Here is a 25,792-nt window from a genome sequence, read left to right as displayed (position 1 = left end):
GAGAAGCGGCAGGAGGAGCGAAGATGCCCCAAGGAGAAGGAGCGCGATCGTAAGGTAGTCGACCAGCTCAGGCCAACCCCCACAGATAGGCCGCGACCGGGGCCGCCGGCGTGAGGATGAGATAGGAGAAGACGATCAGGACGACCAGCGGGACGAGGTATGCGGCGAAGGAGGCGACGTCGGCCCAGCCCATGTCGTGGACCTCGTGGCCCGGCTCAGGGGCCGAGAGGACGACCCTCCGGATCATCCAGAGGAAGTATCCCGCCGTTATGACTGGGACCAGGATTGAAATCGCGGTCAGGCTGAAGGCCGAGATGCCCGCGGCTATGACCAGGAACTCGGCGAGGAAGCTCGCGAAAGGGGGAAGCCCCATGGCCGCGGCCGAGGCGAGGACGAGTATCGTGGCAGTCCTGGGCATCGAAGTTCCGAGTCCGTGCAGTGAAGGAATCTCCCTGGTCCCGGCCTGGTGCTGGATGTAACCGGAGAGCATGAAGAGGCTACCGACGGCGAGGGCGTGGGCGAACATCTGGAAGATCGCCCCCTGGACCCCGAGGAGGTTCCCGTACGCGAGGGTCGCGTAGGCCCCGAAGAGGACGAAGCCCATGTGGTTGATGCTCGTGAACGCTATCATCTTCTTGAGGTCCTTCTGCAGGATCGCGGCTGCGGCGCCGTAGAACATCGAGAAGAGCCCAAGGACTAGGAAGACCCAGGCGTACTGGTACGAGGCCTGGGGGAAGAGACCCATGCTGATCCTGAGGAAGCCGTACCCTCCCATCTTGAGGAGGACCCCGGCCAGGAGGACAGAGATCGGCGAGGGGGCCTCGACGTGGGCGTCCGGGAGCCACGTGTGGAAGGGGACGAGGGGAAGCTTCACGGCGAAGCCGATGAACGAAGCTAGGAGAGGAAGGTACTGCAGAGCGACCGGGATGTGCCCGGAGAGGTCCTGGATGTCGAAGGACGGGGAGCTGCCCATCCCAAGGTAGACGTAGAGGAAGCCGAGGAGCATTATCGTGCTCCCGGCGTAAGTGAAAATGATGAACTTCATAGCGGCGTACTTCCTCCTCGGGCCGCCCCAGACTCCGATGAAGAAGAACATCGGAATGAGGACGACCTCCCAGAAGACGTAGAAGAGTATCAGGTTGAGCGAGGTGAAGACGCCCATGATTGCGCCCTCGAAGAGGAAGATCAGCGAGTAGTACTCAGGCTCGTGGTGGTCGATCAGCTTCCGCGACCCGAAGATCGCGAGCACGGTGAGGAGGGCTGAGACTAGGAGGAGGGGCGAGCTGAGGCCGTCCACTCCCAGGTGGAAGTCGAGGCCCACGGGCCTGAAGTTGATCCACGAGTAGCGCTCGGACAGCTGGTACTGCCCCGGCGCGGGAGGGCTCGAGTAGACCGCCCAGGAGGTGTAGAGAGCTATCGCGAGGACCACGGCTCCGAGAGCGAGCGAGAGGTAGAGGCCGGCGCGCCTGTTCGCGCGGGTCGCCAGGTAGACTGACGGGGCGGCTAGGAGAGGCAGGAAGACCAGGACGGAGAGGACGAAGCTCATCAGAGCTTCACCCCGAAGGCCAGTAGGAAGAAGATGAAGAGGAGGACCACGCCCGCCGCGAAGACCTGGACGTACTGCTCCACTATACCCGTCTGAATTCGCCTGAGGCCGCGCGAGATTCGCTGCCCGAAGGAGGAGATGCCGTTGGCCGTGCCGTCGACGACCCTGACGTCGAGCCAGTTCCCGGCGGTGGAGAGCCTGTTCCCTAGGAGGGAGCCGGCGTCGTTGACCCTGAAGAGCCCCTTGAAGTCGAAGGTGTCATTGAGCCATCTGGAGGCCCCCAAGGGCGCGTTGACGAAAACCTTGTAGTAGACCGCGTTGATGTACCAGCGCTTCTCGAAGAAGACGTAAAGGCTGCGCCCGAACCCCGCGGCCGAGAGCGATCCTGGAGCCCAGCGCCTCGCGACGTATCCGAGGTAGGCCACTCCGAAGCCGATGGCAACGAAGAGAAGCGCGATTCCGGAGGGGGCGGCCTCGAAGCCCGCTCCTTGGCCGACAGGCGCCTGGGGGTAGAGAAGTTGGATGTACCCTGTCGCCGCAGAGTCGAAGGTCGCCTCGAGGTTCAGCGAAGGCACCGCCTGTCCGGCAAGTGCGACGAGCCCAAATAGGACCGTGGCAGCGGCGAGTATCGCATACGGGACCCACATTATCGCGCTCGGCTCATGGAGGTGATGCCCCTGCGCCTCGACCTCCTCGAGGCGCTTGCTCTTGGAGCCGAAGAAGACCATGCCGAGCATCCTGAAGGAGTAGAAGGCCGTCAGGCCCGCGGTAAGGGCTCCGGCCGCGAAGAGGGCGTACTGTCCGGCGCTCCACGCTGTCGCCAGGACCGCGTCCTTGCTCCAAAATCCGCTGAAAGGAGGGAGTCCGGAGAGCGATGCGACTGCGATCAGGAAGGCCGCGAAGGTGAGCTTCATCTTGTTCCGCATCGCGCCCATATCGCTGATGTACTTCGAATCCGCGGCGTGGATCAGGGCGCCCGCCGCAAGGAAGAGGCAGGCCTTGAAGATCGCGTGGCTCATCAGGTGGTAGAGCCCCGAGGAGAGCCCCTGGACGAAGTCGGTGGAGAGGCCCGCGACCCCGATCGCCATCATCATGTAGCCGATCTGGGAGATGGTCGAATAGGCCAGAATCTTCTTGAGCTCGAAGCCCACGAGCGCCTGAGTCGCGGCGAGGAAGGCGGTGAAGGCCCCAATCCAAGCGACTGTGAGGAAGAAGGGCTGGACCGATGAGACGCCCAGCGACGGGTTGGCGAGGACCGCGAAGTAGAACAGGGGAGCGATCCGGGCGACGAGCACGACCCCCGCCTTGACCATCGTCGCGGCGTGGATCAGGGCGGAGACTGGCGCGGGGCCCGCCATTGCGTCAGGGAGCCACTCGTGGAGAGGGAACTGGGCCGACTTGCCGACAGCCCCGCCGAAGATCAGGAGGGCGACCGGGACGAGCAGGCCCGCATTCGCAAGGGCCGGGAGCCAGGCGCCAGAGGACGCGGCAAGCTCTCTGTAGTTGAACGTCCCTGCGTAAAAGAAGAGGATCAGGATCCCGGCCAGCATCGCGACGTCTCCTACCCTTGTCATGACGAAGGCCTTCATCCCAGCATGGGAGGGCGAATACGCCTGCTCCTCTCCGAGGGCCTTGTCGCCCGGAGTCCCGACCCAGTTCTTGGTCTCGTCCTTCCAGTAGTGACCAATCAGGGCGTAGCTGCAGAGCCCGACCATCTCCCATCCGACGAAGAGAGAGAGGAGGTTGTCGGAGAGGACGATGAGCTGCATGCTCCCGATGAAGAGGCTCACGAAGAAGAAGTAGCGGTTGGAACTCGGGTCGTCCTTCATGTATTCGAGGCTGTACACCATGATCAGGAAGCTGACCCACGCGACAACGTTGGCTAGAATCGCGGTGAACGGGTCCGACAGCACGCCGAATGTGAGGTTCAGGCCTGAGATCCAGTGCACGGTGTAGTCGACCGACTCCAGGCTTACCCCCTCGAGGATGGGAAGGATCATGGTCAGAGCGGCAAGGGCAGAGAGGAGAGAGAAAGCGACGGCCACGTAGTTGGAGACCCTCCCCGCTTTGCGGAGGGCCGCCGTGGCCAGGGAACCGACCAGCGGGAGCCCAAAGACGAGCCACATCATGTAGTATGGGATCAGTACCAGCTCCACTACGGCGCGCCTCCGGGTAGTAGCCCGCCTAGACCGAAGAGGAACTTTGAGACGAGGTCAGGGAAGATGCCCACAGCGATGGACACAGCGACCACGGCCAGGAGAGGGAGGGTCATCGTGAGAGGCGGGTCCTTGACGCTGTCGAGGTCGGGGGCGAGCTCTCCAAAGAAGATCCGCTTCACGGGCCAGAAGGCGTATGCGACTGTGAGCATAGTAGCGGCAAGGCCCAGGAAGGCGACGAGGAGGTATGAGGAGGAGCCGGAGGCAGCGGGGGAGAAGATGCCAGCGAACATGATCCATTCTGCCTGGAACCCGCTGGTCGGAGGGACGGCCGAGAGGATGAGGGCTCCCAAGACGAAGAGGGTCGCTGTCAGAGGCATCTTCGCAGCGAGGCCCCCCATCTTCCTGATGTCGCGCAGCCCGGTCTGGGTCAGGAGGATTCCTGCGACTGAGAACATCACGAACTTGCCGAGGATGTGGCTCGAGAAGTAGAATACGCTGCCAGCCGCCCCCAAGGCGGAGAGGCTCGCGAGCCCAAGGACCGAGTAGGCGTTCTGGCTCATCGTCGACCAGGCGAACAGATACTTGGCGTCGTTCTGCGCCAGCGTCAGGGCCCCGCCATAGAACATCGTGATTACTGCCCAGGCCATCAGGGGGAGGCTGAACGAGTGGAAGGTCAGGGGCATGCCGAGGAGGAGCAGGCGGACGATCACGTACGTCCCGATCCCTGAGACGACCGCCATCGTGGGGGCGAAGGAGGTGGGAGGCTCGGCCTCGGTGATTGGGAGCCACATGTGGACCCCGAAGACCGCCATCTTCACGAGCCAGCCGAGGAGTATCAGGCCTGCGATCCAGAAGGCGTAGGGGCTTGCCTGGGCGGCTGTGACCGCCGAGTAGGAGAAGGAGCCGGTAGCCACGTACACGAGGGCGATCCCCGCAAGGAAGACGAAGGCGCCGAGTTGGTTCCAGATGATGTATATCGTCGCCACGCGCTCCTTGTTGACGTAGCCGTAGAGGCTGATGATTACGAAGGTGGGGATGAGGACCATCTCGAGGAAGAGGTAGAGCTCGATCAGGTTCGTGGAGAGCACGATCCCAGCCAGGCCAGAGGAGACGAGCAAGAAGTTCAGGTAGTACATACCATGCTTTGCGAGGTCGTCCTCCCCCTTCAGGGACTTCACTCGGGCGGACATGTACGGGACTGAGTAGACGGCGGTCGCGGCCAGGACGACGTTGACCAGCATCAACACGGGGAAGCTGAGGCCGTCGGCGCTGAGGTTGAACTCTAGGCCGGCAGTAGGAGCCCATGGGTAAGACTCCGTCACGGCCGCGGCGCCGGAGATCTGCGGAGCCGCCCAGACGGCGAGGACGAGCGTGGAGACGAGGATGAACAGGAAGGCGAGCCATCCCGTGTTCTTGCCGAGCCGGCGTGCGGCCGGGTAGCAGACCGCGGCGCCGATTAGCGGGACGACTATAGCTTGGAGAAGGAGATATGGTTGCATTGTGGTTTACACTGGTTTCTTGTGAGGCGACGAAGCTGGGTCTAGTCCCATTGTCATCCCTTCATCGAATTCAGCTCGCTGACGTCGACGTCCTGGTGCAGCCTGTAAGCGACGACCACTATTGCGAGGATCACGGCCGCCTCGGCCGCTGCGAGCGCGATGGAGAACAGGACGAAGGTCTGGCCCACTGCACTGGGCCCTGCCGCCTGGGCGAGAGGGAGGTACTGGCCAAAGGCGACGAAATTCAGGTTGGCGGCGTTGATCATGAGCTCGACCGCGAAGAGAAGGCGCAGGGCGTTGCGCTTCGTGACCAGGCCGTAGACTCCGATGCCGAAGAGGATGGCCGAGACGAGGACGAAGTCGGCCAGGGAGTTCATGCATTCTCCTCCCGTTCGACTTTTGAGAGTGTGAGGGCCGCGACTATGGAGGCTGCGAGCACGAGGGCGAGCACCTCGAGGACCGGGGCGTAGGAGGTGGAGATCAGCTCCCCGATCCTGACGAAGTCGGCCGGGTTGGTCGTTGTGGAGTTGAACAGGCCGGTCGCCGCTGCGGCGAGGGCGATGGCCACCGCGATGGCGAGTCCGGTAGCTATCCCGGCGACCCTTGCGAGTGAGCCGGTCGGGAGCTCCTTGGCCCACTTCTCCTGCCGGACGAGCATGACCGTGAAGAGTATCAGGACCGCGACTGCACCGATGTAGACGGCGATCTGGAAGACCGCAACGTAGGGCGCGTCGAGGAGGAAGAATAGGGTCGCGACGCCGAAGAGCGAACCGGCGAGGCCTATCGCGCCGTAGACGATCTCTTTGGCCTCGAGGGCCATGATCGCCCCGCCGACCGTGACGGCCAGCATCCCAAGGAAGATCGCGTCAGCCGTGGGTGGAGACCCCCTTCTCTGTGTCCAGCTTGACCTTGTACTTCTTGCCTTCCTCCTTGGGCGGAATCGCCAACATGTCAGGAGTGTACTTGAGAGCATCCTTGTCGTAGGCGGACATCTCGTACTCGTTGGTCATGTAGAGGGCGTCGAAGGGGCAGGCATCTACGCAGTTCGAGGTGGCAAGCCCGTTTGGGGCGAACGTGTGGTCCCCCTCAACAGTCACGTCCATGACTCTGTGCTTTGACACTGACTCCACTTCGATCTTCCGGATAGGGAGGAAGACATAGTTCCCCTCCAAATGGAACTTATCAGCGTGTTTCGTAGCGTCGAATCCAAGCTCGACATTCCAGAGGTTTGCGAGCTTCTGCGCCCACCTCCCAAAGACATTGACGTGATAGGAGGGAAGTCGATCCTTTTGGTGCTGGCCCTCGATCAAGCCGATGACCCCGAGCTTTGCAAGCAGTTCCTGGACTTGGAACGCGAGGACTTTGGAAGTGGTGGTGAAGTTGAAGTACTTCTGTCTCGGCTGACTGATCCGACTTCCATCTCCGCGCCAATAGCCCTTGAGGAGCTCGACTACTTTGGGAAGTTCCGCAAAGAAGGCCCAGTCGGCTATCTTCTTGTTCGGAGCCCCCTTTCCGAACTGGGAGAAGAAGTCTTCAGCGACAGCAGAGTCGACGACAAGGCGGACCCCGTTTGTTCCATTCTTCTTCAATTTCCCGGGCTTGGCGAAGAGCATCTCTACGAGCTCGTTGCAGTCACGCACGTGAGTCTCAAGCTCGGTCTTGTTGAAGTCGAAGTTGACTCTGCGCCCTCCATCGCAAGAGCCTTCGGCGAGATAGTATCCAATCAGTCTGAACAGCTCGGGAGTCGCGGGAAGGCTCAGATGTTGCTTGTGAGTGCCTCCCCTGTACATGGGGACTTCCTTTTCGAACTTCTCTATGGGCACCTCCTTCCGGATGATAGGACTGACAAGATAGTCTCCGACCTTCAGTTCGCCGGGCTTGTAGAACTTCAAGGGCCCCGTCGTCCTTAGGAGTCTTCTGTCCTTTCGGTTCGAGTAGGCCCTGGAGACAGCTATGATTGGGTGATCTGCAGTACAAATCAAAGGTTCCGGCCTCCCGAAGACCCAGATCTTGTACAAAGGCCCAGTGAAGAGCATGTCCCAGACCTTGGTAACAGGTTTGTAGTCGCCGCTGTGAGTCAAGACGAGGTCTCCGACTTGGATTGTATTTATTTTCTTCAATCCCGGATTAGTTACAATTTCTGTGTTAAAATCAACGCAAAGTCCACAAAAGACGCATCGGCCATAGTCCACGGCCGGCCAGATCTCCTTCTTGTTCTGTGGCTTGCCCTTCTGGACTTTCTGCATGTCGATGGCGACTGCGACCCCGTCGCAGGCGATCGCGCAGAGCTGGCAGCCCGTGCACTTGTCGAGGAATAGGATGTGGCGCCCCTTGTACCCGGGAAGGCCTACGCCCTGCTTTGCGTCGTACTGGTATCCGGGCCCCTCGAGGTCCAGCTTCTGCTCGGGGTAGCGGAGGGTCATCCTCGGGCGGAAGAGGTGCCTGATGCCGCTCCAGGTTGCGACCGCGATTCCCTTGAGGTAGGCCAGGGTCCCCATGCTATGCAATCCCCAGGGAGACGATGACCATTGTAAGGAAGAGGTTGAGGAAGGAGGCGGCGAGGAGTTTGACCCAGCCGGCGCGGAGGAGCTGGTCGATCCTGACCCTTGGCATCACGCTTCGAGGGAGCATCATGGCAATCATGACGGCGGTCGTCTTCAGGATGAACCAGACCTCGGGAGGGACGGGCGCGGGCCCCAGCCAGCCTCCAAGGAAGAAGGTGGTGAAGAGCCCTGCCATGATGTACATCCTCGAGAAGTTCGCAAGCTGGAAGGTCCCGAAGAGCATGCTCGTGTACTCGGTCTGCCACCCGGCAACAAGCTCGCTGTCGGCCTCGGGAAGGTCGAAGGGTATACGTTCGAGCTCCGCGAGCGCCCCCACGAAGAAGACGGCGGCGCCCAGCGGCTGGAGCAGGATGTAGGGGATTCTCGCCTGGGCCGTCACTATGCTCGGGCCTCCGGGGACGAGTGGCGCGAGGTTGAGCGAGCCGGAAAGGATGACAGCCCCGAGGAGCGAGAGTATCAGAGGGATCTCGTAGGCGACGAGCTGGTGGAGGGCCCTCAGTCCGCCCAGGAAGGGATACTTGCTGTTGCTCGCCCATCCTGCGAGGAGCACGATCAGCGGCGAGAAGCCAAGGATGGCGAAGACGAGAATGGCGCCAACTGTAGGGTTCGCGATGTAGGTGGTGGGCGACAGGGGCACCAGTGCGATGAGGGCTCCCGCGACCGCCATCAATGCGAAGGGGATCGCGACGAAGGTCGCGGTGTCGACCCCGTTGGGGATGATTATCTCCTTGAAGAGGAGCTTGAAGAAGTCTGCAAAGTTCTGGGCGATGCCCTCGAACTTTCCTGCGTACATCGGTCCGGTCCTCAGCTGGATCTTTGCCGTGAACTTGCGCTCGACCCAGCCCATGAAGATCGTGGAATAGACGGCGACGAAGGTGAAGCCAGGGAAGACCGTGAGCGCGAAGAGGGTCCTGAAGGGCTCGGTGTTGATCAGGTTAAGCTGGAAGGCCAGGAAGTCCAGGGGCTTCACGGTCGCGAGCGCGAAGAAGTCGATGGGGAAATGGAAGATTCCGTCGAGGGCGTAATAGATCGGGACGCCTATCAGCGGGAGGAAGAGCGCGACCCAGAAGACGACCTTCAGAATCCTCTTGATGAAGTCCTCGAAGGTAGTGATAGGCTTCGACACGGTCGGACCTTCCAGACGGCGCTTCGTTTTACCTTTTATAAAGATGAGTAGCGCAAAAGTAAGTTGAGAGGGACCTCGGAGTAAAGGTCTAGATTACTTCGATCGAGCCCTCGGAGAATCCGTTCTGCATCAGCATCTTGGCTGCGCTCTCCCGATGGTCCCCCTGGAGGATCATGATTCCGTCCTTGACAGTCCCGCCCGTGGCGAGGGCGCGCTTCATCTTGGAGCTCAGCTCGTGCATGTCCTTCTCGCTCATCTTGATCCCCTCGATGACTGTGGTGGGCTTGCCGAAGCGGCGCATCTCCATACGAATCTTGACCCGGGCTTCTTCTCTATCTAGTTCTGCTAGGATGTCCTGGAATCCTTCGTCTAGGTCCTTGCTCACTGTGACGACTTCAAGGGAGTTTCGGGGACTAATTAGCCTTTGGTCGCCAGAGGTTAAAAACGAGGCATGGGAACCGATGAATCGGGGCCTGTAGCTCAGTTCGGTAAGAGCGTTCGGCTCATACGGGCAATCCCGAGACACCGAACGGTCGCCGGTTCAAATCCGGCCAGGCCCAGGTTAGGCCTTCCCCTCTGGCTACAATGGCCCGTTGAGGGGGGCCGCAATTGCGAGCGGAAGTTCTCGGAGGGCGGTTAATTAGTGGTCAAACTCGGATTGATGAAGATGGGCCCTGGAACTGGCGTGGATGCTGAGACTCGCGTCCCGACTTGGTACAGAACTTTCGAGGTCCTTGTTGGGCTCACGTCAGTTGGCATTTCGATCGTCATCCTGGCGAATCCGAGCTTTGGTGTCGCTTCTCTGATCGTCCTGTTGGCGCTGGCGATATTCCTCGGCTCGGTAAGGATGGCGTTCACCGGAGGAGTCAGAAGGAGGCTGGTCAGCATCGAGGCTCTCGGTCTCGCAGGAGGCGGGGTCCTCGGAGTAGGTCTCGCCCTCGGCGCCTTTCTGTTTCCCGACCTGAGCCTAAGGACCATAACCTACGTGCTAGCGGTCGGTCTCACGCTCCAAGGGCTTGGCAGGATCGTCCACGCGGTCGGGGCGGGCCGCCCGAGGTGGCTAAGGGGCTCCGCGGCTGCGACGGGAGTGGTTACGGTGTTCCTCGCAGGCCTTGCCCTCCTCGTGCCTGGGATAGCCGAGTTCACGCTAGTCGCCCTACTCTCCTTGGTGGTCCTTGTGAACGGGGTGGAAACCGTAGTTTCAGGCCTAGGACCCTCGAACAAGAGGCAGCTCACGGTCCTCAAACTCGTCCTCTTCTCGCTCTTCTACGGACTCATTCTTGTTAATTGGATAGACCTCTACGCGACTGCGGCACCAGCGTACCACATCTGGTTGGTGTTGACGTACATGGCGCCCTTTGGAGTCCTCATCGTCTTCCAGGGCACCAAAGACTGGCAGCTCGCTTTGAGCCTAGGCCTCCTCGTGTCGCTGACCAACGACGTGGGATACTTCTTCGTGGGCGACCTGCTCTTCGGCTTCCACGTGGATTTGGTCCCGTGGCTAGAGGGGCAATTGGGATTCCTGGGCGGGAAGCTCCTTTTCGACTTCCAGGGCGGCTTCTTCAAGATCCCTGTGACCTCGGCGCTGATGGGCTTTTCGATCTACGCCAGGGTCGCAGTGGTGGCCGCGATCCTCTACCACTGGTGGCACTATCCGTCAGGGTTCAGATGGGCTCGACTAATCGGCAAACTAGGGGGCAGGCCTGGGAGGAGATGACTCGGACGACTTGCGGTCCCCTCCAACCCTTTCCGGGAACTTGCTGAAGTGCTCGTGAGCTATCCTCCATCCCTGCGGCCCCCTCCTGAGGACCATCGTGACCCTCGCCTTGGAGCTGACCGGAGAGCCTTCGAAGGAGTAGTCGTTGACGAACATGCCCTTGTACATCAGGTAGAAAGTGGCGACTGAAGTGTCACCGAAGAGGTCGATCCTAAGGGCATCTATCTGATACTCATAGTCGGAGATGTTCGCGAAGGCCGCCTGCTCATACATGAACGCCTCCTCCGAGTTCTGCCGGGTGTATGGAGGGTTCTCGTCGAACTTCGTGAATGACTCGAAGTCCGAGTGGAAGGTGGGGAGAGATGGGATGTCCTTGTTCTTGCCAGCCTCAAAGAAGGCGCGAATCACGGCTGCTACCTCTTTCTTGGACCCCGTGAAGTCTGCGGCCATTGGCGTTGCTGCGGCGTTGCTTGAGATTTAAGCGAAGCCAATGTTTTTGAGCGCATCTCCGGGCCCTCCAAACCGCGGCGCCGTAGCTCAGAGGCAAATTGGCCGGGTAGCGTGGTAGAGCAGCAGGCTGTTAGCCATGAGTGCAGACACCTGTTGGTCGTCGGTTCGAGTCCGACCGGCGCCGCTCTAGTTCGACTACTCGGGCGTCACTTCATGCGTGCGGGCTTGTGGACGTATGCGTCGAGAATCAATCGAAGGTCCTTGCCTTCCTTTCTCGATTGTTTTGAAAGCTCCGCTCTCCTGCCAGGGTCCATCTTGTTCCAATACCTCGCAATGTCGTCGGGAACTTCAAAGACGTAGAACTCACCTTGCTTGAACGGCGCTTCCCGCCCCTTCTCAACGGCCGGTACAGAGCCGTCATCCTTGACCCTTATCGAAGCCATGAATTTACCCCCACGAACCACCCGTTAAAAGAACTAGGTTGGCCGATTGCTCCCCGGAGACCCGCGATGGAAATGTTTGAGAGCCCAAGGATAGGCCCGATTCTGCTCCGGCCTTGATTGACTTCTCGATCTACGCCTCTTTGGCGGCCCTGTTTGGAGTCGCCGCCCAGTTCCAAGCCATGGGCGGGGAGGAATTTCTGCGGCGGTTCGTCGCCTCCTTCGAAGGCCGGGTGGGCATCGTCTTCGCCGTCGTCGCGGTCTCCTCCCTGTTCTCTCCTTTCATCCTCAACGATGTCGTGATAGTCATCCTCACACCGGTGGTCGTGAAGTTCGCCAAGCACTTTGCGGTCGACGTGGCGCCGCTCCTTGTGGCCGAGATAGCCTTCACCAACATCGCAAGCTCGGTTTCGCCCTTCGGCAATCCTCAGAACATCCTCCTCTGGTCTGCCTCAGGACTGAGCGTCTCCCAATTTGTTGAAGGGGCTTGGTTGCCCCTGGTGGCATCCGGCGGCCTCGCGTGCGTGGTCCTCCTGCCCTTCGCGAAGAGAGTCGGCACTGGGAAGGAGTTCCCGACGGCCGTCGGCTCCTCACTCCCGGCGGTCTATCTTGTCCTGGTCGCGGCCGTGGTGTTGGCGGGGGACTCGCTAGGGCTGGGCCCGTCCGTTGCTCTCGGTCTGGCGTTCTTGTCGGGGTTCCTCTTCAATCGGAATGCCGCGAGAGGAGTGGCAGCCGAGTTCGACTTGCGGAGCCTCATCACCCTGTGGGCCTTCGTGGGCCTGACCACTGTTGCAGGATACTTCCTTTCAGGGAGCCTGCGTCCTCTCGCGCAGCCTGCAGCGGAGGGGGTGCAGCCCTATTCGGGTCTGTTCATGGGACTCGTCTCCAATCTGATCGGCAACGTCCCAGCCACGCAGCTCATCCTTGGGGTATCGACTCTGCAGCCCTGGATGGCTCCTAAGATAGCAGTCGAGGCGGGTCTGGCGGGCAACATTGGGCCCATAGGCTCCTTCGCAAACATCCTAGCACTCCAGATTGCCAGGCGCTCGGGCGCTCCGATAAAGCGGACCTTGGCTTTGCAGTTCTTGGTCGGGATACTAGGCTTCGTTCCTGCCCTCTTCTGACTGGCCAGGCGACTTCGCAATCGTGAGGAGAGTCACAGGTAGAGGGCTGCGAACTTCCTAGCGGCTTCCTCGAAGCCCGTTGGCTTCGGCGGAGACTTGAACCCATAGGCGCAGATCTCCCCCACCGTCCCCGTCTTGCCGGTCTTCCTTGCCCGGTGGGTGGCCCTGATCACGTCAAGGAGGACGTTCCCAGCGTTGGCGCCGTCTGAGGACCTCAGGTAGACATCGACGGAGATGCCGGAGTTCATGAAACCGCTCCCCTCGAACCAGAAGTAGCTCGTCCTATCGTTGCCCATGTAGTCGACATAGTCCGTCGTCCCCGCTATCGTCTCGAACTTGTAAGGAACCTCCGAAGCCACGGAAGTGGTCTTCACCTCTCTCTTGGCCATCTTGATCGACTCGTCAATCGTGTTGAGGGTTTCAGAGCCTCCGCCAACGTCCAGCTGGTAGCTCTTGGAGATCTTGACGCCCCTCTTGACCATCATCCCGAGGAGGCCTTTGTGGAAGACCGTGCCCCCGAACTGGCTCATGAGGTCGTCCCCGACCAGGGGAAGCTTCGCCTTCGCGTAGGCGGCCGCAAGTTTGTTCCTCTTGAGAAGGAGCGCAGGCGTACAGTTCACGAAGGCGCATCCGGCCTTGAGCGCCGCCGCGGCGTAAGCCTCGGACGATGCGTCGGATCCCGAAGAGATCATGTTGACCAGGATGTCCGCGTCCGCCGACTCTAGCTCTCCGGCCACAGAGGCAGTACCAGACTTCGTCAGCTTACTCCCCTTCAGGTGCGGCGGAATGTCCCCGGAGGAAACGCCCGCCTTGACCTTGACGCCTGACCTCCGGAGGTCGGCGTATCTTCGGACTACGTTGGGGGTCGCAAAGGCGGCCTTGGAGAGGTCGAGGCCTACTTTTCTTTGGTCGATGTCGAACGCAGCCACCACCTTGACATCGCCGGGGCGCAGGCCGGCCACGCTGGGGTGCCAGAGCCCGGCTGACTTACCCTTCGAGTAGAATTCCAGGCCCTGAAGGAAGACCGAGGCGCAATTGCCGACGCCCGCAAGAGCCACCCTGACGGGCATCCAGATCACTTGAACTTCGAAAATGTGGCGAGCAGGCCCACTATCGTGAGCATGATTCCGAGGGAGTAGTTGATCGTCAGGATTGCGGGAGCGATTGGAAAGGAGGAGTTGGTGTAGCTCAGGTAGATCAGGGCCAGACCGAACGCGAGGACGATGAGGCCCATGAGGCGCAGGAGTGCGTCGACCCTAGACTGCTGCGCTGTGAAGGTCATCCAGGTCTGTTCGGGCAGATGGCAGTGGGTATTTAGAAGTTCTTCGATGCGATGGAGGGCGTGGACGCGCAAGCTGTGATTGAGGAGATGAGGCGGAAGGCGGACCCCTCCGTTGTCAAAGGAATGACAAGGTTCGGGATCACCACCGGAAGTGCGCTGGGCCTCTCCGTGCCGACGATCAGGGCCATCTCGAAGAAGTTGGGGAGAGACCATGCGCTGGCCGCTGCCCTGTGGAAGACAAAGATCCACGAGGCAAGGATTCTTGCGGCTATGGTCGACGAGCCGTCGAAGGTGACTGAGAGGCAAATGGAAGCCTGGGTCTCGGAATTCGACTCCTGGGACGTCTGCGACGGTGTCTGCGGGACCCTCTTCGACAAGACCCCATTGGCATACGGGAAAGCCGTGGAGTGGAGCTGGAGGGAGGAGGAGTTCGTGAAGAGGGCTGGCTACGCGCTTATGGCCGAGCTGGCCGTCCATGACAAGAAGGCCCCGGACAGCGCCTTCGAAGGGTTCATTCCGCACATCGAGCGCGGCTCCACTGACCCCCGGAACTTTGTCAAGAAGGCGGTCAACTGGGCGCTGAGGCAGATTGGCAAGAGGAACAGGAGGCTCAACGGGATCGCCCTGAGGGCTGCCGGGAGGATCTCGAAGATGGATGCGCCCAGCGCGAAGTGGGTGGCCGCGGATGCGAAGAGGGAACTTTCGAGTGCAGCCGTGCAGAGGCGGCTTAGAAGCTCTTCATGAGCTGAAGCTTTTCGGGCAGGTACTTGTCCACGATGTAGCTCAGCCCGTATCTGGCGAAGGCCTCCTGCTCGCTCTTCTTCTTGATCCTGAGGAAAGTGTCCAGCTCGTCGTGCCACATCTTGTCCGTATAACGTGGGTCCGCCTTCAGCTCGTAGAGGCGCTTGATGTCGACGTCGGTGAGCTTGTCGGAAGGGAGTTTGTACTTTACGATGTCCGAAGCCCAGACCCCGAGCCAGACGGCGTCGGGGGTGGTGAGCTCCCGGAGGTGAGCCGAATTGGCTGAGCCCCCCTTACAAACCATTGCTATGTGTGCACCCCAAGGGTCTGCGTCGCAGAGGATGCCCACGGGAAGCCCCAGCTCCTGGTTGAGACGTCTGAGTAGGAACCGCGTCGACCTAGGCGGCTGGCCCGCGGTGTTGATCAGAATTGCCTTGTACTTCTTGTGCACCTGCTCTTCCACGAACCTAGTGAAGAGGCCGCCCTTCTCGATCGCGATCACGATCTCCGCGTCTGTGTCTACGAATTCGGCGGTCGTTAGGGCAGGCCCAATCATCACGCCGTCAGGGTTACCCGACATGTCTGCCCTCTTCCCCTCGTAGCCGGGGACCGTGTATTCGATGGTGAGGTCCCCGAAGATTGCGCTCCTCTCCTCCGGAAAGATGTGCATCCCCTCCCTTGCCATCTGCATGACGACTTCCAGGTCGGTGATCAGCTCGTCGGACTCGGCCTGGTCCACGAACTCCACGCCGAAGGCTTGCGCAGAGTAGAAGACGTCTCGGAGGGTCGAGGTCTTCTTTTCGTCCACCAGCTTCTTCGCGAAGAATGCGAGCCACAGGAGTTGGGTGAAAGGGCGTATGTGCTTGATGTTCCCGGAAGACCTCTTGACGGTGGCCGCGCCCAGGATGAACTGCTGGAGCTTCTTGTCGTAGACTATGTTCCTGACGGACCTGCTCGCAAAGGTGAGGCTCGGGAACCTCCCTGCGTCGAGGTCTGAGTAGACGCTCTGCCCCAGGTCCTTAAGGAGGGCCTGGGCGCTACTCTTCCTTGTCTCCGCCGTACTGGTCGATTTTCTTTTGCTCAATCTCGATCTCCTTCAGGGCTGCGGCTTGGGCATCGCCTGCGTCCTCGACGGGCTCGCCGTCGGGGTCCTGAGGGCCATCCCCGATCAGGTTCCTGTACTTTGGCATGCGCTTCTGGCCCGCGAGCTCGGCGGAGAACTTCGCTATGAGGGGGAGGTACTTGCCGTAGATGTTCATCTTCCTCTGGACCGCTTCCATGCTCCCCTTCTTCGACATGAAGAGGCCCAGCCTCCGTAGCGCCTCTCTCGCTGCGTTCTTGACGTCCCTTTCGATCTCGGGCCTGTCCGCGATGTACTCCTTGCCGACGGTCTTGTAGGGGATCTTGGTGGAACAGATGTGGGTGATCACTCCCACAGGGGCCTCGGGAGGGATGTGGTACCTCCTCCAGTCGATGTCCTCGTTGAGGATCTTGAAGCTGACGTCAGAGCTTTCGTCGTAGAGCAGTGGTATGCGGTTCGCGAACCTGAAGAGCTTGACCCCCGGCTGGAGGACCTTCCCTCCGTAGGCGACCCCGACTTCGACCAGGAATGGGAACCCAGAGTATGACGAAGGGGGGCGGGTGATCACTGTGGAGAACTCGGGCTGGAGCTCCTTGTTGATCCCTGCGAGCAGTATCTCCTCCCCTACGGGCGAGAGGCAGGCAGCGTCGGGAGCCAGGAAGTCGGGGAAGCGTTGGAGCGCGTCCACGAGCGAGACGATCTGGAGGTTGTTGAGACGCCTGGGGGGAAGCCTCGGGCTGACTCCCGCAAACTCTAGGAACTTGGTCGCGATCTTCTCCCCGACCCTGTGGAAGTGCGCGACCATGAACGACTGCATGTTGTGCTCCTCGGAGAGCTTGATGATCCGCTTGAAGGCCTCGACATCGATCCCATAGGGATGGGGAAGGGTCTCCTTCGGGGCAGGGGGCATCGAGGTCGTGACCCTTTCGTAGAATGTGAGCTGGCCCAGCGGGTCGACGAAGGTGATGTTCGCGTAGCTCGCGACCAGAGCAGTCTGTTTGAAGTAATCGCCGATCTTCTGCGAGGCCCTGAGGTAGTCGCCCTCGAGGGTCAAGTCGACCCTGGTCCCAGTCGTGCCGTTCGCCTCTGCGGAAGAGCGGCGGAGGACCACGGGCCTGTTCTCTCCGATGTCTATCATCATCTGGAAGGTGTGCTTCTTCTTGCCGTCGGGCGAGGTCATGATCGTGACCGGCTTGTTGGTCGTGATCTGCCCATAGAGTATCGCCATCGTGCCTCCGAGCCCGAACATACCGCGCGACTGCCGGAGGACGTACTTCGAGCCGTAGAAGACCTTCCCGAAGGCGCTGGGGACGTGCTGGGGGGCGACCCCGGGGCCGTTGTCGATCACCGTCAGCCGGTATGGCTTCGGGTCCTGGAACTCCGGGTTCGTGTTCTCGCTGGTGATCCTGACGTAGACGTCGGGAGGCGTCCCAGCCAGCTCTGCGGCGTCCATGGAGTTCTCCACGAGCTCGCGGACCGCCATGTAGAGGGCTCGGGCGGGGTTGGTGAAGCCCGCCAGGTCGCGGTTACGGTAGAAAGAACTCTGATGGCGAAATCTCCGCGAACGAAGTCTTGCTGCTCAGTTGGAACCACCTCCGATTCGGGGTGCGGCTGCGATGATGGTACGTGAGCGCAATCGTTGACCTCGACAGGATCCTCCGACGCCATCACGTCTGCATGAAGCGGATATAATCTAACCCTCCAGCCGGCTCAGTTTTTCTTCCATAGTTTCGGGAGAGGTACCTTCCCAGAGGAACATCCTCTCCATCTTGCGCTTGGTCCTCGCCTTCTGGAGGGTGTTGTAGACTGTCCTGTGCTGGCTGCCTGTAGCAAGGGAGCGGATCGCGTCTGCAGCGAGGCGCACCTCGTTGGCTCCTCCCACGATCGCCACGGTCCTGCCATAGACTGAGAGGTTGCATCCCGTCAGCTCTTCGATCACTCGCCTGGACTTCCCCTTGAGCCCGATGACCCTCCCCCTGAGCCTTTCGAGGGAGTTCGCGCTCTTGCCGGCGTAGTCGCGCAAGTCGATCACCTCGAAGGCAGAGCCCTCCTCCAAGAGGCGCCGGGCGTGCTGGGGCGAGAAGCCCCTGCCGATCGCCTCGATGACCCTGGTGGCGGCGAAGGGGTCCGAGTCGGCCGACCCCGAGCGGATGGTGACCAGGCCCTCCTTGCTGTCGACCTTGAGGGTGACTCCCAGCTCACCCTCCAGGAACTTCTTGCCTGTCCCCTCCCGTCCTATGACCGCCCCCACTCTCTCGAGGGGGATTCTTACGACCTGTTCGAAGCTCATCCTGTGATCTTTGCCATCCAGTAATCAGCGTCCCTGCTCTTGAGACCGCGCTTACTAAAGAACCTCACCATGTTGGAGACGTCCCGCCTGAGGAAGGTTTCGGCTTGAGGGTGGGAGGAGAGGACCGCGGAGCCCATGTCGAATAGGACCCTCTCGTCGGGCTGCTTGAAGACGTTGAACTCTGAGAGGTCGGCGTGGACCAGCTTCGCCTCGTTCCTGAGGCGGCCGATTGTCTCGAAGGTCCAGTGGTAGTCCCCTTCGTCCACCTCAGCTTCGGCGAAGGTGGGGGCAGGCTCAGGCGGGACTCCGATGTACTCCATCAGGAGGATGTTCTTGTGGAAGGTCAGCGGGGACGGGACCCTGACCCCGGCGTGCTCGGCGAGTTGCAGGTTCTTGAACTCCTTGCGAGTCCACAGGTATATCGTCTCGCGGGAGCCGGACGGGAGCTTGCCGAAGCGCCTATCCCCTGCAATGTATCCCATCCTCTTTCGAAAGCCCGATGATGAGACGAGGTAGATCTTGACTGCTACCGGACGTCCCGAGGGGTCTTCGCCGCGGTAGACCCTAGCCTCCTTTCCGGCCTTGACGACTCCGTGGAGCTCGGAGAGGTCCTTCCTGGCGAAGAGCTCCTCGACCGCAAGGAGAGTCGACCTGTCAAAGACCTCCTCCATGACCTTCCTCTGGTCGGAGTCCTTGCGCAGGTAGCGGTTGTCGCGCTCCGATTTGAGGAGCCTCTCGCGCATCTTGGGGGACTCGTCGTCTGACTCCACCCGCAGGCGCCAAGCTTGGAAAATTTATACCTTGGAGTGAGGGCGAACCCGATTCCCGCCTAGGCGGGAGACGATAGATGTTGTCTGAACAGGACGATTCCAGCACAGAGGGACCTCACGCTGAGCGGGAGCTCGGCGCCGAGCTCGCCCAAGAAAGGACGAAGAACTCAGAGATACTCAGCAGGCTGAAGTACGCCCAGGCAGACCTCGAGAACCTCAGGAAGAGGTCTGAGAGGGAGGCGAAGGAGGTCGCGGAGCGCAGGATCGGAGCCCTGGTGAGCAGGCTTCTGCCCGTCGCTGACGAGCTTGACCTGGCGCTGCAGCACGGGGCCGGGGAGTCCTCCGGGACGGAGCTGGCCGAGGGGCTGATGATGGTAAGGAGGAACCTCTTCGCTGCGCTGGAGGCGGAGGGCCTGGAGAAGATAGAGTGCGTGGGGAGGCGGTTCGACCCGAAGCTTCACGAAGCGGTCGAAAAGGTTCAGGGCGAGGGGGAAGAGGACACGGTCGTCGGAGAGCTGCGCCCCGGATACACCTTCAGAGGCCACTTGATGAGACCCAGCATGGTAAAGGTTGAATTGGCTATCAGGCCGGCGCAGGAGGCGAAGGGCGATGAGTAGCGCAAGAGAGAAGATCATAGGGATCGACCTCGGGACCACCAACTCCGCCGCTGCGGTCGTGGAGGCGGGAAGGCCCGTGGTGATACCCAGCGCAGAGGGGGCGACTCCCTCGGGGAAGATGTTCCCGTCGGTGGTGGCTTTCACTCAGGACGGGCAGCTGCTGGTTGGGGAGCCCGCGAAGAGGCAGGTAGTGACGAATCCGGAGGGGACCATCTTCGAGATCAAGAGGAAGATGGGGACAGACTACAAAGTGACCGCGTACGGCAAGCAGTATTCGCCCGAGCAGGTCAGCGCGTTCATCCTTCAGAAGATCAAGCACGACGCCGACGTCTTCCTCGGGTATCCGGTCAAGAAGGCGGTCATCACCGTGCCGGCGCACTTCAACGACAACCAGAGGCAATCAACCAAGGACGCCGGGGAGATCGCCGGCCTTGAAGTGGTAAGGATAATCAACGAGCCGACCGCGGCGTCGCTTGCGTACGGGCTCGACAAGTCGGACAAGGAGATGAAGATCCTGGTCTTCAGCTTCGGGGGAGGGACACACGACGCCACGATAATGGAGTTCGGGCAGGGGGTCTTCCAGGTCCTCGCGACGTCGGGGGACACGCAGACCGGCGGGACGGACATCGACAACGCTGTCATCAACGTGCTCCTTCAGGAGTTCCGCTCGAGGACAGGGATCGACCTGTCGGGCGACAGGACCGCGATGGCGAGGCTCAAGGAGGCCGCCGAGAGGGCAAAGATCGAGCTCTCGAACCTCACCTCTACTGATGTCGACCTGCCGTTCATCGCGAGCGACGCCTCCGGCCCCAAGAACCTGCACTACACGCTCACCAGGACGAAGCTTGAGGAGGTCGCCAGGCCCATAGTCTCCAAGACCGAGCAGACGATAAGAAAGGTGATGTCAGACTCGAAGCTGACTCCGTCGCAGGTGGACAAGGTCATACTGATCGGAGGCATGACGAGGATGCCCCTCGTAAGGAAGTTCGTGGAGGACGTGGCTGGCAAGCAGGCGGAGAGGGGTGTCGACCCGATGGAGGCGGTCGCGATCGGGGCGGCGATTCAGGGCGCCGTGCTCGCAGGCGAGATCAAGGACATCCTCCTCCTCGACGTGACTCCCCTTTCGCTCGGGGTCGAGACGCTCGGAGGGATCACTGAGCATCTGATCGAAAAGAACGCGACTATCCCGACGAAGCGCAGCAAGGTCTTCACCACAGCTGCCGACTTCCAGACTGCGGTCACGATTCACGTGGTCCAGGGCGAGAGGTCGATGGCGTCAGACAACGTCTCCCTTGGGATGTTCAACCTCGCGGGGATTCCGCCCTCCCCGAGAGGAGTGCCTCAGATCGAAGTGACCTTCGACATAGACGCCAACGGGATCCTGACGGTGGCCGCGAAGGACACCGGGACCGGGAAGGAGAACAAGATCGCAATCACGGCGTCGACCAAGCTGTCGAAGGAGGAGAAAGAGAGACTCGTGAAGGACGCCGAGTCGTTCGCAGAACAGGACAAGAAGAAGAAGGAGGAGGCGGAGCTGAGGAACGAAGCGGACTCGATACTTTACACCACGGAGAGGACCAAGAGGGACCTGGAGGGCAAGGTGGATAAGGGAAGCCTGGACAGGGTCGACGCCGCGGCAGCAGAGCTGAGGAAGGCCATGGAGGGGAAGGACCCTGCCGTCCTTAGGGAGAAGAACGAGGCGCTCAAGAAAATCCTTCAGGAGGTGGGCGCTTCGTTGTACCAGCAGGCGCAGCAGCAGCCCCAGGGTCAGGCTCCGGGAGCGCAGGCGGGGGCGGGCGACGGGGCCGAGGTGAAGGACGCTGACTACAAGGTAGTCGACGAAGGCAAGTAGGAGAGGGACGTCGTGGCGGAGAAGGACTACTACAAGGTTCTGGGGGTCCAGAAGGGAGCGACCAAGCAGCAGGTCAAGGACGCCTATAGGAAGCTGGCTCTCGAATTCCACCCTGACAGGAACAAGTCGCCCGAGGCGGAGGCCCGGTTCAAGGAAGTCTCAGAGGCGTACGCGGTCCTCTCTGACGATGAGAAGAGAAAGCAGTACGATGCCTATGGACGGGAAGGAGTCTACAGGAGGTACTCGCAGGAGGACATCTTCAGGGGGGCGGACTTCGGGGAGTTCTTCAGGGGGTCGGGGTTTGGGGGCTTTGACGACCTCTTCGCCCAGTTCTTCGGCGGGGGAGGGCCCCGGAGGGCGAGCCGCGGGGAGGACCTGACCTACCATCTCAACGTGGGGTTGGAGGACGTCGTCGGAGACCTTGCGAAGGAGATAGACGTCCCAAGGGAGGAGGTGTGCGGGACCTGCAAGGGCAGCGGGGCCAAGGCCGGGACGAGCCCCAGTGCTTGTCAGACTTGCGGCGGGACGGGTCAGGTCCAGAGGGTCCAGTCCTCAGGGTTCGCCAGGATGGTGAGGATATCGGCGTGCGGGACCTGCGCAGGAAGGGGATACGTGATCGACTCGCCCTGCGGCGCGTGCCAGGGAAGGGGGACGGTCGAAAGGCAGAGGAAGATCAGGGTGATGATCCCCGGGGGAGTAGAGGATGGGCAGACCCTCCGCCTGAGGGGCGAGGGCAACGCAGGAGAGAACGGGGAACCTCCCGGAGACCTGTACGTGGTCGTCAACGTGGCGCCGCACAAGGTCTTCGGGCGGAGGGAGAGCGACATCTACCTTGAGACTAAGGTGGGGGTCGTGGACGCGATGACTGGGACTGAGCTCGAAGTGCCGACGCTATATGGTGCGTTGAAGCTCACGGTCCCTCATGGGACGCAGCCGGGGACCGTGTTCAAGGTCAAGGGAAAGGGCCTCCCCAAGAACGGGTCGTGGGGGAAAGGGGACCAGTACGTGAAGGTGGACGTCGAGGTTCCCAAGAGCCTGAGCTCGGCACAGAAGGAGCTGCTGAAGAAGTTCAGGGACGCCTAGCCGGAGAACTTGTAGATCATCAGGAACGGCACGTCTTCGATCTCACGGATCGCCTCTGGGGTCCCGATTTCGTTCTCTACTGCGAGCGAGACCGACCTCTCACCTGCAAGGTTCACCACGGAGCAAGTGCGGATGAGCCTGAGAGCCTCGCCCTTCTCGACGACTTCGCCGGAATAGAACTCCTTGGACAGGTGGACCTTGAGCTTCCCCTCCTCGACGACCTTGCCTACGAGTTCCTCGTCGCAGATGTTGACCAGGACCCTCCCCTGGAAGGCAGCCGTCCTGACCGAGAAGCCCTTGTGGTCCATCCTACGCCACTTTGGCGACGGAGCGGGCACCGCAGGCCTCGCAGACCATGAACCACATCCTCTTTTCCTTGTCGAGGTGCGTGTCGGGGCTCCCGCAAACCGGGCAGATGACCCCGTCCTTGAGATACCGCTGGAGGAGCTGCGAGAACGAGTCCCGGTCCTTCCTCCCTATGAAGATGGCCCTGTCTCCATCAACCGAGGCGGCCGTCGCGAGCTCCTTGGCGAGGTACATCAGGACGCGGGGCGACTCCCTCCGAAGAAGCTTGGGGAACTCAGCGTAGTTGCGGAAGATCGTCTTGTTGCCAACCCAGATCACGTCGGCTTCTGGGAGCTCGAGGCGGAGGGCGCCGGACTTCTTGGTGTCCTTTGCGACTCCAGACCTGGCCCTCGTGAGGAGTTCCTCGTATGATCGCGCCATGAAGAGAAAAAATACCGATAGGGTATTTCAAACTATTGGGGCCCAGAGGTCCCAAAGATTAAATCGGAAACTGGCGAGGGCGGACTGTGAAGCCGAGGGCGGAGGTCGGCGTCTTTGGCGGTTCAGGCTTCTACAGGCTCTTCGGAGACTCGGAACAGGTAACGGTGAGGACGAAGTATGGGGCGCCAAGCGCGAAGGTCGCTATCTCGAGTTTGGGAGGGAGAGAGGTCGCCTTCCTGCCTCGGCACGGGGTCAGGCACGAGTTCCCTCCGCACAAGGTCCCCTACTTGGCCAATGTCAGCGCGTTCAGCCAGCTCGGGGTTCAGAGGGTAATCGCGCCGACCGCAGTGGGGAGCCTGAGAGCTGAGATCAAGCCGGGCGACTTTGTCTTCTGCGACCAGTTCGTGAACTTCACCTCGGGCAGGGTCGGGACCTTCTACGATGGGCCGGAGACGACCCACGTCGGGATGGCCGAGCCCTACTGCCCAGAGATGAGGAGTGTGGCTGTGGCGGCCGCAAAGAAATTGGGCCTGAAGTTCCATGAGAAGGGGACGGTCGTGGTCATCGAAGGACCGAGGTTCTCGACCAAGGCGGAGAGCAGGTTCTTCTCGAAGCAGGGCTGGGACGTGGTCAACATGACCCAGTACCCGGAGGTCGTGCTCGCCAGGGAGCTCGAGCTCTGCTACCTCAACGTGTCTCTTGCGACGGACTACGACGCAGGCCTGGAGGGAGACCCGGAGGCGGCGCCCGTTTCTCACGAGGAAGTCGTCAGGGTCTTCAATCAGAACATTGAGAGGCTCAGGGGCCTGATATCCGAGGTGGCGAAAGGACTCCCGGAGGAGCGAGGGTGCGACTGCAAGGCCGCCCTGAAACACGCGAGGCTGAGCGCCTGATTGGCGGACCTCGACCGAGAGGTCAGGGCCGCAGTGAGGAACATCCCTGACTATCCCAAGAAGGGCGTCTCGTTCAAGGACCTGACGACGCTCTGGAAGGACGCGAAGCTCTCGAGAAGGGTCACGAAGGCCCTCGAGGACCGGTGGAAGGGGAAGAGAGTCGATAAGGTCGTCGGGATAGAAGCGAGGGGGTTCATCGTCGGAGCTCCGCTTGCGGACCGAATGGGGGTAGGGTTCGTCCCCGCGAGGAAGGTGGGCAAGCTACCAGGGAAGAAGGTCAGCATGAACTACGAGCTGGAGTACGGCCGACAGGGGCTTGAAGTCCACTCCGATGCCATATCGAAGGGAGAGAAGGTGCTCGTGGTGGACGACCTGCTCGCGACCGGAGGCACCGCTCGGGCCGCAGCAAAGCTCGTCGAGAGGATGGGCGGAAAGGTCGTGGGATTCGCCTTCGTGACCGAGCTTACGTACCTGAAGGGGAGGGAGAAGCTCGAGGGGTATGAGGTCTACTCGCTCGCGAAGTATGACAAAGAGTAGCGAGCGACCTGAAGGAGCAACGATAAAGCAGATGAGTCTGCGGGGTAGTTAGGTTGACGAAGATAGCAGACCCAAAGCTCGCGGCCGAAGGCGAGAAGAACTTCAAGTGGGCGAAAGCCCACATGGGAGCGCTTACGGGTCTGGCCGAGAGGCATTCGAAGAAGAAACCCCTGGCCGGAGTAAGGCTCGGCGTCTGCCTGCACGTGACCAAGGAGACCTCTGTCCTGGTTGATACACTCCTCTCGGCCGGAGCCGAGGTCAGTCTTGCAGGCGCGAACCCCCTTTCCACGCAGGACGACATAGCGGCCTACCTGGCGACCAGGACTGAGGTCTGGGCATGGAGAGGGCAGACTGCCAAGGAGTACGACTGGTGCCTGGGGAAGGTCCTCTCCTTTAGACCGACCCAGCTCGTCGACGACGGGGCGGACCTGCACGTGGCGGCCCACGGGCGTGGTGCGAAGGGGATTGTCGGGGGGTCGGAGGAGACGACGACCGGGGTCGTCAGGCTGAAGGCCCTCGAGGCTGAAGGGCGGCTGAAGTACCCTGTCATTGCGGTCAACGACGCGAAGACCAAGTTCCTCTTCGACAACAGGTATGGGACTGGCCAGAGCACCCTGGACGGGATCATGAGGGCCACTGCACTGTTGCTGGCCGGGATGAGCGTAGTCGTGGTCGGATACGGGTGGGTCGGGAAGGGGGTCGCGATGCGCGCCAGGGGGATGGGCGGGAGGGTCACGGTCGTGGAGGTGGACCCGGTCAAGGCGCTCGAGGCTCACCTGGACGGGTTTGAGGTGACAGACATGCTGGGAGCGGCGGGGCGAGGGAGGCTCTTCGTGACAGCGACGGGTCAGAAGAACGTGATTCCTTACAGCGCGATCCTGGCGATGAAGGAAGGAGCGATACTGGCCAACGCAGGGCACTTTGACGTCGAGATCGAGGTGAAGACGCTCCTCTCGAAGGCAAAGTCGGTCAGAGAGGTCCGCCCCCACGTGGACGAGGTGGTGCTCCCGGGTGGGAAGAAGGTGTACCTCGTGGGGAAAGGCAGGATTGCCAACCTGGTAGCTGCAGAGGGGCACCCGCCGGAGGTCATGCAGATGTCGTTCGCCAACCAGTTCCTGGCTGCCCTTCGGATCCGCACGGACCATGGAAAGATGGAGAAGACGGTCTACGGGGTCCCGGCCGAAGTGGAGGACGAGGTCGCCAGGGCAGCTCTCGAGTCGATGGGGGTCAGAATCGGGGCCCAGACCGAGGCGCAGAGGATGTACGCCAAAAGCTGGGAAACCTGAGTCAAGGTT

General features: G+C 61.2%; 27 protein-coding genes and 2 tRNA genes. 11 read left to right on the top strand and 18 right to left on the bottom strand.

The window, feature by feature from the left end:
* Positions 1 to 67 precede the first annotated feature (67 nt).
* The 8 genes from HY247_07600 to HY247_07565 form a co-directional block, all read right to left on the bottom strand.
* Positions 68 to 1,546 (bottom strand): NADH-quinone oxidoreductase subunit M, encoded by a 1,479-nt coding sequence (locus HY247_07600; protein QQG48594.1) that lies wholly within the window; start codon positions 1,544 to 1,546, stop codon positions 68 to 70.
* Positions 1,546 to 3,702: an NADH-quinone oxidoreductase subunit L gene (locus HY247_07595; protein QQG48593.1), complete on the bottom strand. Its 2,157-nt coding sequence runs from the start codon at positions 3,700 to 3,702 to the stop codon at positions 1,546 to 1,548. The genes HY247_07600 and HY247_07595 overlap by 1 nt, the downstream gene beginning before the upstream one ends.
* Positions 3,702 to 5,204, bottom strand: a complete 1,503-nt coding sequence (locus HY247_07590) for a hypothetical protein (protein ID QQG48592.1) — start codon at positions 5,202 to 5,204, stop codon at positions 3,702 to 3,704. Before HY247_07590 ends, HY247_07595 begins: the two co-directional genes overlap by 1 nt.
* Before the next feature lie 53 nt (positions 5,205 to 5,257).
* Positions 5,258 to 5,581, bottom strand: coding sequence for an NADH-quinone oxidoreductase subunit NuoK (gene nuoK, locus HY247_07585; protein QQG48591.1), 324 nt, complete (start codon positions 5,579 to 5,581; stop codon positions 5,258 to 5,260).
* Positions 5,578 to 6,177 (bottom strand): NADH-quinone oxidoreductase subunit J, encoded by a 600-nt coding sequence (locus tag HY247_07580; GenBank protein QQG48590.1) that lies wholly within the window; start codon positions 6,175 to 6,177, stop codon positions 5,578 to 5,580. The genes nuoK and HY247_07580 overlap by 4 nt, the downstream gene beginning before the upstream one ends.
* Complete coding sequence (locus tag HY247_07575) at positions 6,071 to 7,702, bottom strand: hypothetical protein (protein ID QQG48589.1); 1,632 nt, start codon at positions 7,700 to 7,702, stop codon at positions 6,071 to 6,073. Before HY247_07575 ends, HY247_07580 begins: the two co-directional genes overlap by 107 nt.
* Position 7,703: 1 nt before the next feature.
* Complete coding sequence (locus HY247_07570; GenBank protein ID QQG48588.1) at positions 7,704 to 8,894, bottom strand: NADH-quinone oxidoreductase subunit H; 1,191 nt, start codon at positions 8,892 to 8,894, stop codon at positions 7,704 to 7,706.
* Between the two features lie 88 nt (positions 8,895 to 8,982).
* Positions 8,983 to 9,201, bottom strand: coding sequence for a translation initiation factor (locus HY247_07565; GenBank protein ID QQG49589.1), 219 nt, complete (start codon positions 9,199 to 9,201; stop codon positions 8,983 to 8,985).
* Between the two features lie 162 nt (positions 9,202 to 9,363).
* Between HY247_07565 and HY247_07560 the strand changes: the two genes are divergently transcribed.
* Together HY247_07560 and HY247_07555 are read left to right on the top strand one after the other, a co-directional pair.
* A tRNA-Ile gene (locus HY247_07560) sits at positions 9,364 to 9,454 on the top strand.
* 107 nt (positions 9,455 to 9,561) lie between these two features.
* On the top strand, positions 9,562 to 10,611 hold the full coding sequence (locus HY247_07555) for a hypothetical protein (GenBank protein QQG48587.1): 1,050 nt from the start codon (positions 9,562 to 9,564) through the stop codon (positions 10,609 to 10,611).
* On the opposite strand, the gene HY247_07550 is transcribed toward HY247_07555, so the two are convergent.
* Positions 10,585 to 11,061, bottom strand: coding sequence for a nuclear transport factor 2 family protein (locus tag HY247_07550; GenBank protein ID QQG48586.1), 477 nt, complete (start codon positions 11,059 to 11,061; stop codon positions 10,585 to 10,587). The genes HY247_07555 and HY247_07550 overlap by 27 nt on opposite strands.
* A gap of 76 nt (positions 11,062 to 11,137) precedes the next feature.
* Here HY247_07550 and HY247_07545 point away from each other — a divergent pair.
* A tRNA-Asn gene (locus HY247_07545) sits at positions 11,138 to 11,245 on the top strand.
* Positions 11,246 to 11,267: 22 nt separating this feature from the next.
* On the opposite strand, the gene HY247_07540 is transcribed toward HY247_07545, so the two are convergent.
* Positions 11,268 to 11,504 carry a hypothetical protein gene (locus HY247_07540; GenBank protein ID QQG48585.1) on the bottom strand — a complete coding sequence of 79 codons (237 nt, stop codon included), beginning with the start codon at positions 11,502 to 11,504 and terminating at the stop codon, positions 11,268 to 11,270.
* Positions 11,505 to 11,617: 113 nt separating this feature from the next.
* Here HY247_07540 and HY247_07535 point away from each other — a divergent pair, with 113 nt between their 5' ends.
* Positions 11,618 to 12,625, top strand: a complete 1,008-nt coding sequence (locus HY247_07535) for a hypothetical protein (protein QQG48584.1) — start codon at positions 11,618 to 11,620, stop codon at positions 12,623 to 12,625.
* A 32-nt stretch (positions 12,626 to 12,657) separates the two neighbouring features.
* Here HY247_07535 and HY247_07530 read toward each other — a convergent pair whose 3' ends face one another.
* Positions 12,658 to 13,695, bottom strand: coding sequence for an L-myo-inositol-1-phosphate synthase (locus HY247_07530; GenBank protein QQG48583.1), 1,038 nt, complete (start codon positions 13,693 to 13,695; stop codon positions 12,658 to 12,660).
* A 5-nt stretch (positions 13,696 to 13,700) separates the two neighbouring features.
* Positions 13,701 to 13,907 (bottom strand): hypothetical protein, encoded by a 207-nt coding sequence (locus HY247_07525; GenBank protein ID QQG48582.1) that lies wholly within the window; start codon positions 13,905 to 13,907, stop codon positions 13,701 to 13,703.
* Positions 13,908 to 13,958: 51 nt separating this feature from the next.
* Here HY247_07525 and HY247_07520 point away from each other — a divergent pair, with 51 nt between their 5' ends.
* Positions 13,959 to 14,651, top strand: coding sequence for a DNA alkylation repair protein (locus HY247_07520; protein QQG48581.1), 693 nt, complete (start codon positions 13,959 to 13,961; stop codon positions 14,649 to 14,651).
* Here the strand turns inward: HY247_07520 and HY247_07515 are convergent.
* The 4 genes from HY247_07515 to HY247_07500 all read right to left on the bottom strand — a co-directional run bounded on the left by HY247_07515 (position 14,635) and on the right by HY247_07500 (position 18,789).
* The gene (locus HY247_07515; GenBank protein QQG48580.1) at positions 14,635 to 15,732 is read right to left on the bottom strand and encodes a DNA topoisomerase IV subunit A; all 1,098 of its coding nucleotides are present in this window, start codon (positions 15,730 to 15,732) and stop codon (positions 14,635 to 14,637) included. The genes HY247_07520 and HY247_07515 overlap by 17 nt on opposite strands.
* Positions 15,686 to 17,248 (bottom strand): DNA topoisomerase VI subunit B, encoded by a 1,563-nt coding sequence (locus HY247_07510; protein QQG49588.1) that lies wholly within the window; start codon positions 17,246 to 17,248, stop codon positions 15,686 to 15,688. Before HY247_07510 ends, HY247_07515 begins: the two co-directional genes overlap by 47 nt.
* A 174-nt stretch (positions 17,249 to 17,422) precedes the next feature.
* A complete protein-coding gene (locus HY247_07505) occupies positions 17,423 to 18,019 on the bottom strand; it encodes an RNA-binding protein (GenBank protein QQG48579.1) in 597 nt (198 codons plus the stop codon).
* On the bottom strand, positions 18,016 to 18,789 hold the full coding sequence (locus HY247_07500) for a serine protein kinase RIO (protein ID QQG48578.1): 774 nt from the start codon (positions 18,787 to 18,789) through the stop codon (positions 18,016 to 18,018). The genes HY247_07505 and HY247_07500 overlap by 4 nt, the downstream gene beginning before the upstream one ends.
* A gap of 77 nt (positions 18,790 to 18,866) precedes the next feature.
* Between HY247_07500 and HY247_07495 the strand changes: the two genes are divergently transcribed.
* From HY247_07495 to dnaJ, 3 genes are read left to right on the top strand one after another with little or no spacing between them, the layout of a single operon-like run.
* Complete coding sequence (locus HY247_07495) at positions 18,867 to 19,406, top strand: nucleotide exchange factor GrpE (protein ID QQG48577.1); 540 nt, start codon at positions 18,867 to 18,869, stop codon at positions 19,404 to 19,406.
* The gene (gene dnaK / locus HY247_07490) at positions 19,399 to 21,258 is read left to right on the top strand and encodes a molecular chaperone DnaK (GenBank protein ID QQG48576.1); all 1,860 of its coding nucleotides are present in this window, start codon (positions 19,399 to 19,401) and stop codon (positions 21,256 to 21,258) included. The genes HY247_07495 and dnaK overlap by 8 nt, the downstream gene beginning before the upstream one ends.
* 12 nt (positions 21,259 to 21,270) lie before the next feature.
* The gene (gene dnaJ, locus HY247_07485; protein ID QQG48575.1) at positions 21,271 to 22,341 is read left to right on the top strand and encodes a molecular chaperone DnaJ; all 1,071 of its coding nucleotides are present in this window, start codon (positions 21,271 to 21,273) and stop codon (positions 22,339 to 22,341) included.
* Here the strand turns inward: dnaJ and HY247_07480 are convergent.
* Together HY247_07480 and HY247_07475 are read right to left on the bottom strand one after the other, a co-directional pair.
* A complete protein-coding gene (locus tag HY247_07480) occupies positions 22,338 to 22,679 on the bottom strand; it encodes a DUF424 domain-containing protein (protein QQG48574.1) in 342 nt (113 codons plus the stop codon). The genes dnaJ and HY247_07480 overlap by 4 nt on opposite strands.
* The gene (locus HY247_07475; GenBank protein ID QQG48573.1) at positions 22,651 to 23,067 is read right to left on the bottom strand and encodes a translation initiation factor IF-2 subunit beta; all 417 of its coding nucleotides are present in this window, start codon (positions 23,065 to 23,067) and stop codon (positions 22,651 to 22,653) included. The genes HY247_07480 and HY247_07475 overlap by 29 nt, the downstream gene beginning before the upstream one ends.
* An 86-nt stretch (positions 23,068 to 23,153) precedes the next feature.
* On the opposite strand from HY247_07475, the gene HY247_07470 reads away from it, so the two are divergent.
* From HY247_07470 to HY247_07460, 3 genes are read left to right on the top strand one after another with little or no spacing between them, the layout of a single operon-like run.
* Entirely contained in the window at positions 23,154 to 23,960 is an 807-nt protein-coding gene (locus HY247_07470; protein QQG48572.1) for an S-methyl-5'-thioadenosine phosphorylase, read from the top strand.
* Positions 23,961 to 24,497 (top strand): adenine phosphoribosyltransferase, encoded by a 537-nt coding sequence (locus HY247_07465; GenBank protein ID QQG48571.1) that lies wholly within the window; start codon positions 23,961 to 23,963, stop codon positions 24,495 to 24,497. It abuts the gene before it with no gap.
* Between the two features lie 53 nt (positions 24,498 to 24,550).
* The gene (locus HY247_07460; GenBank protein QQG48570.1) at positions 24,551 to 25,783 is read left to right on the top strand and encodes an adenosylhomocysteinase; all 1,233 of its coding nucleotides are present in this window, start codon (positions 24,551 to 24,553) and stop codon (positions 25,781 to 25,783) included.
* Positions 25,784 to 25,792: the final 9 nt, after the last annotated feature.

The sequence above is a fragment of the archaeon genome (genome assembly GCA_016432545.1).
Classification (GTDB): domain Archaea; phylum Thermoproteota; class Nitrososphaeria; order Nitrososphaerales; family Gagatemarchaeaceae; genus UBA183.
This window is presented reverse-complemented; position numbering and strand designations above follow the sequence as displayed.

Excerpts from the sequence above, each read along its gene's own strand:
- HY247_07555 (QQG48587.1), top strand. The coding sequence starts at position 9,562 with ATGGGCCCTGGAACTGGCGTGGATGCTGAGACTCGCGTCCCGACTTGG.
- HY247_07505 (QQG48579.1), bottom strand. The coding sequence starts at position 18,019 with ATGAGCTTCGAACAGGTCGTAAGAATCCCCCTCGAGAGAGTGGGGGCG.
- HY247_07540 (QQG48585.1), bottom strand. The coding sequence starts at position 11,504 with ATGGCTTCGATAAGGGTCAAGGATGACGGCTCTGTACCGGCCGTTGAG.
- HY247_07550 (QQG48586.1), bottom strand. The coding sequence starts at position 11,061 with ATGGCCGCAGACTTCACGGGGTCCAAGAAAGAGGTAGCAGCCGTGATT.
- HY247_07575 (QQG48589.1), bottom strand. The coding sequence starts at position 7,702 with ATGGGGACCCTGGCCTACCTCAAGGGAATCGCGGTCGCAACCTGGAGC.
- HY247_07590 (QQG48592.1), bottom strand. The coding sequence starts at position 5,204 with ATGCAACCATATCTCCTTCTCCAAGCTATAGTCGTCCCGCTAATCGGC.
- nuoK (QQG48591.1), bottom strand. The coding sequence starts at position 5,581 with ATGAACTCCCTGGCCGACTTCGTCCTCGTCTCGGCCATCCTCTTCGGC.
- HY247_07525 (QQG48582.1), bottom strand. The coding sequence starts at position 13,907 with ATGACCTTCACAGCGCAGCAGTCTAGGGTCGACGCACTCCTGCGCCTC.
- dnaK (QQG48576.1), top strand. The coding sequence starts at position 19,399 with ATGAGTAGCGCAAGAGAGAAGATCATAGGGATCGACCTCGGGACCACC.
- HY247_07475 (QQG48573.1), bottom strand. The coding sequence starts at position 23,067 with ATGGCGCGATCATACGAGGAACTCCTCACGAGGGCCAGGTCTGGAGTC.
- HY247_07580 (QQG48590.1), bottom strand. The coding sequence starts at position 6,177 with ATGCTCTCAAGTACACTCCTGACATGTTGGCGATTCCGCCCAAGGAGG.
- HY247_07565 (QQG49589.1), bottom strand. The coding sequence starts at position 9,201 with ATGGAGATGCGCCGCTTCGGCAAGCCCACCACAGTCATCGAGGGGATC.
- HY247_07520 (QQG48581.1), top strand. The coding sequence starts at position 13,959 with ATGGAGGGCGTGGACGCGCAAGCTGTGATTGAGGAGATGAGGCGGAAG.
- HY247_07495 (QQG48577.1), top strand. The coding sequence starts at position 18,867 with ATGTTGTCTGAACAGGACGATTCCAGCACAGAGGGACCTCACGCTGAG.
- HY247_07530 (QQG48583.1), bottom strand. The coding sequence starts at position 13,695 with ATGCCCGTCAGGGTGGCTCTTGCGGGCGTCGGCAATTGCGCCTCGGTC.
- HY247_07600 (QQG48594.1), bottom strand. The coding sequence starts at position 1,546 with ATGAGCTTCGTCCTCTCCGTCCTGGTCTTCCTGCCTCTCCTAGCCGCC.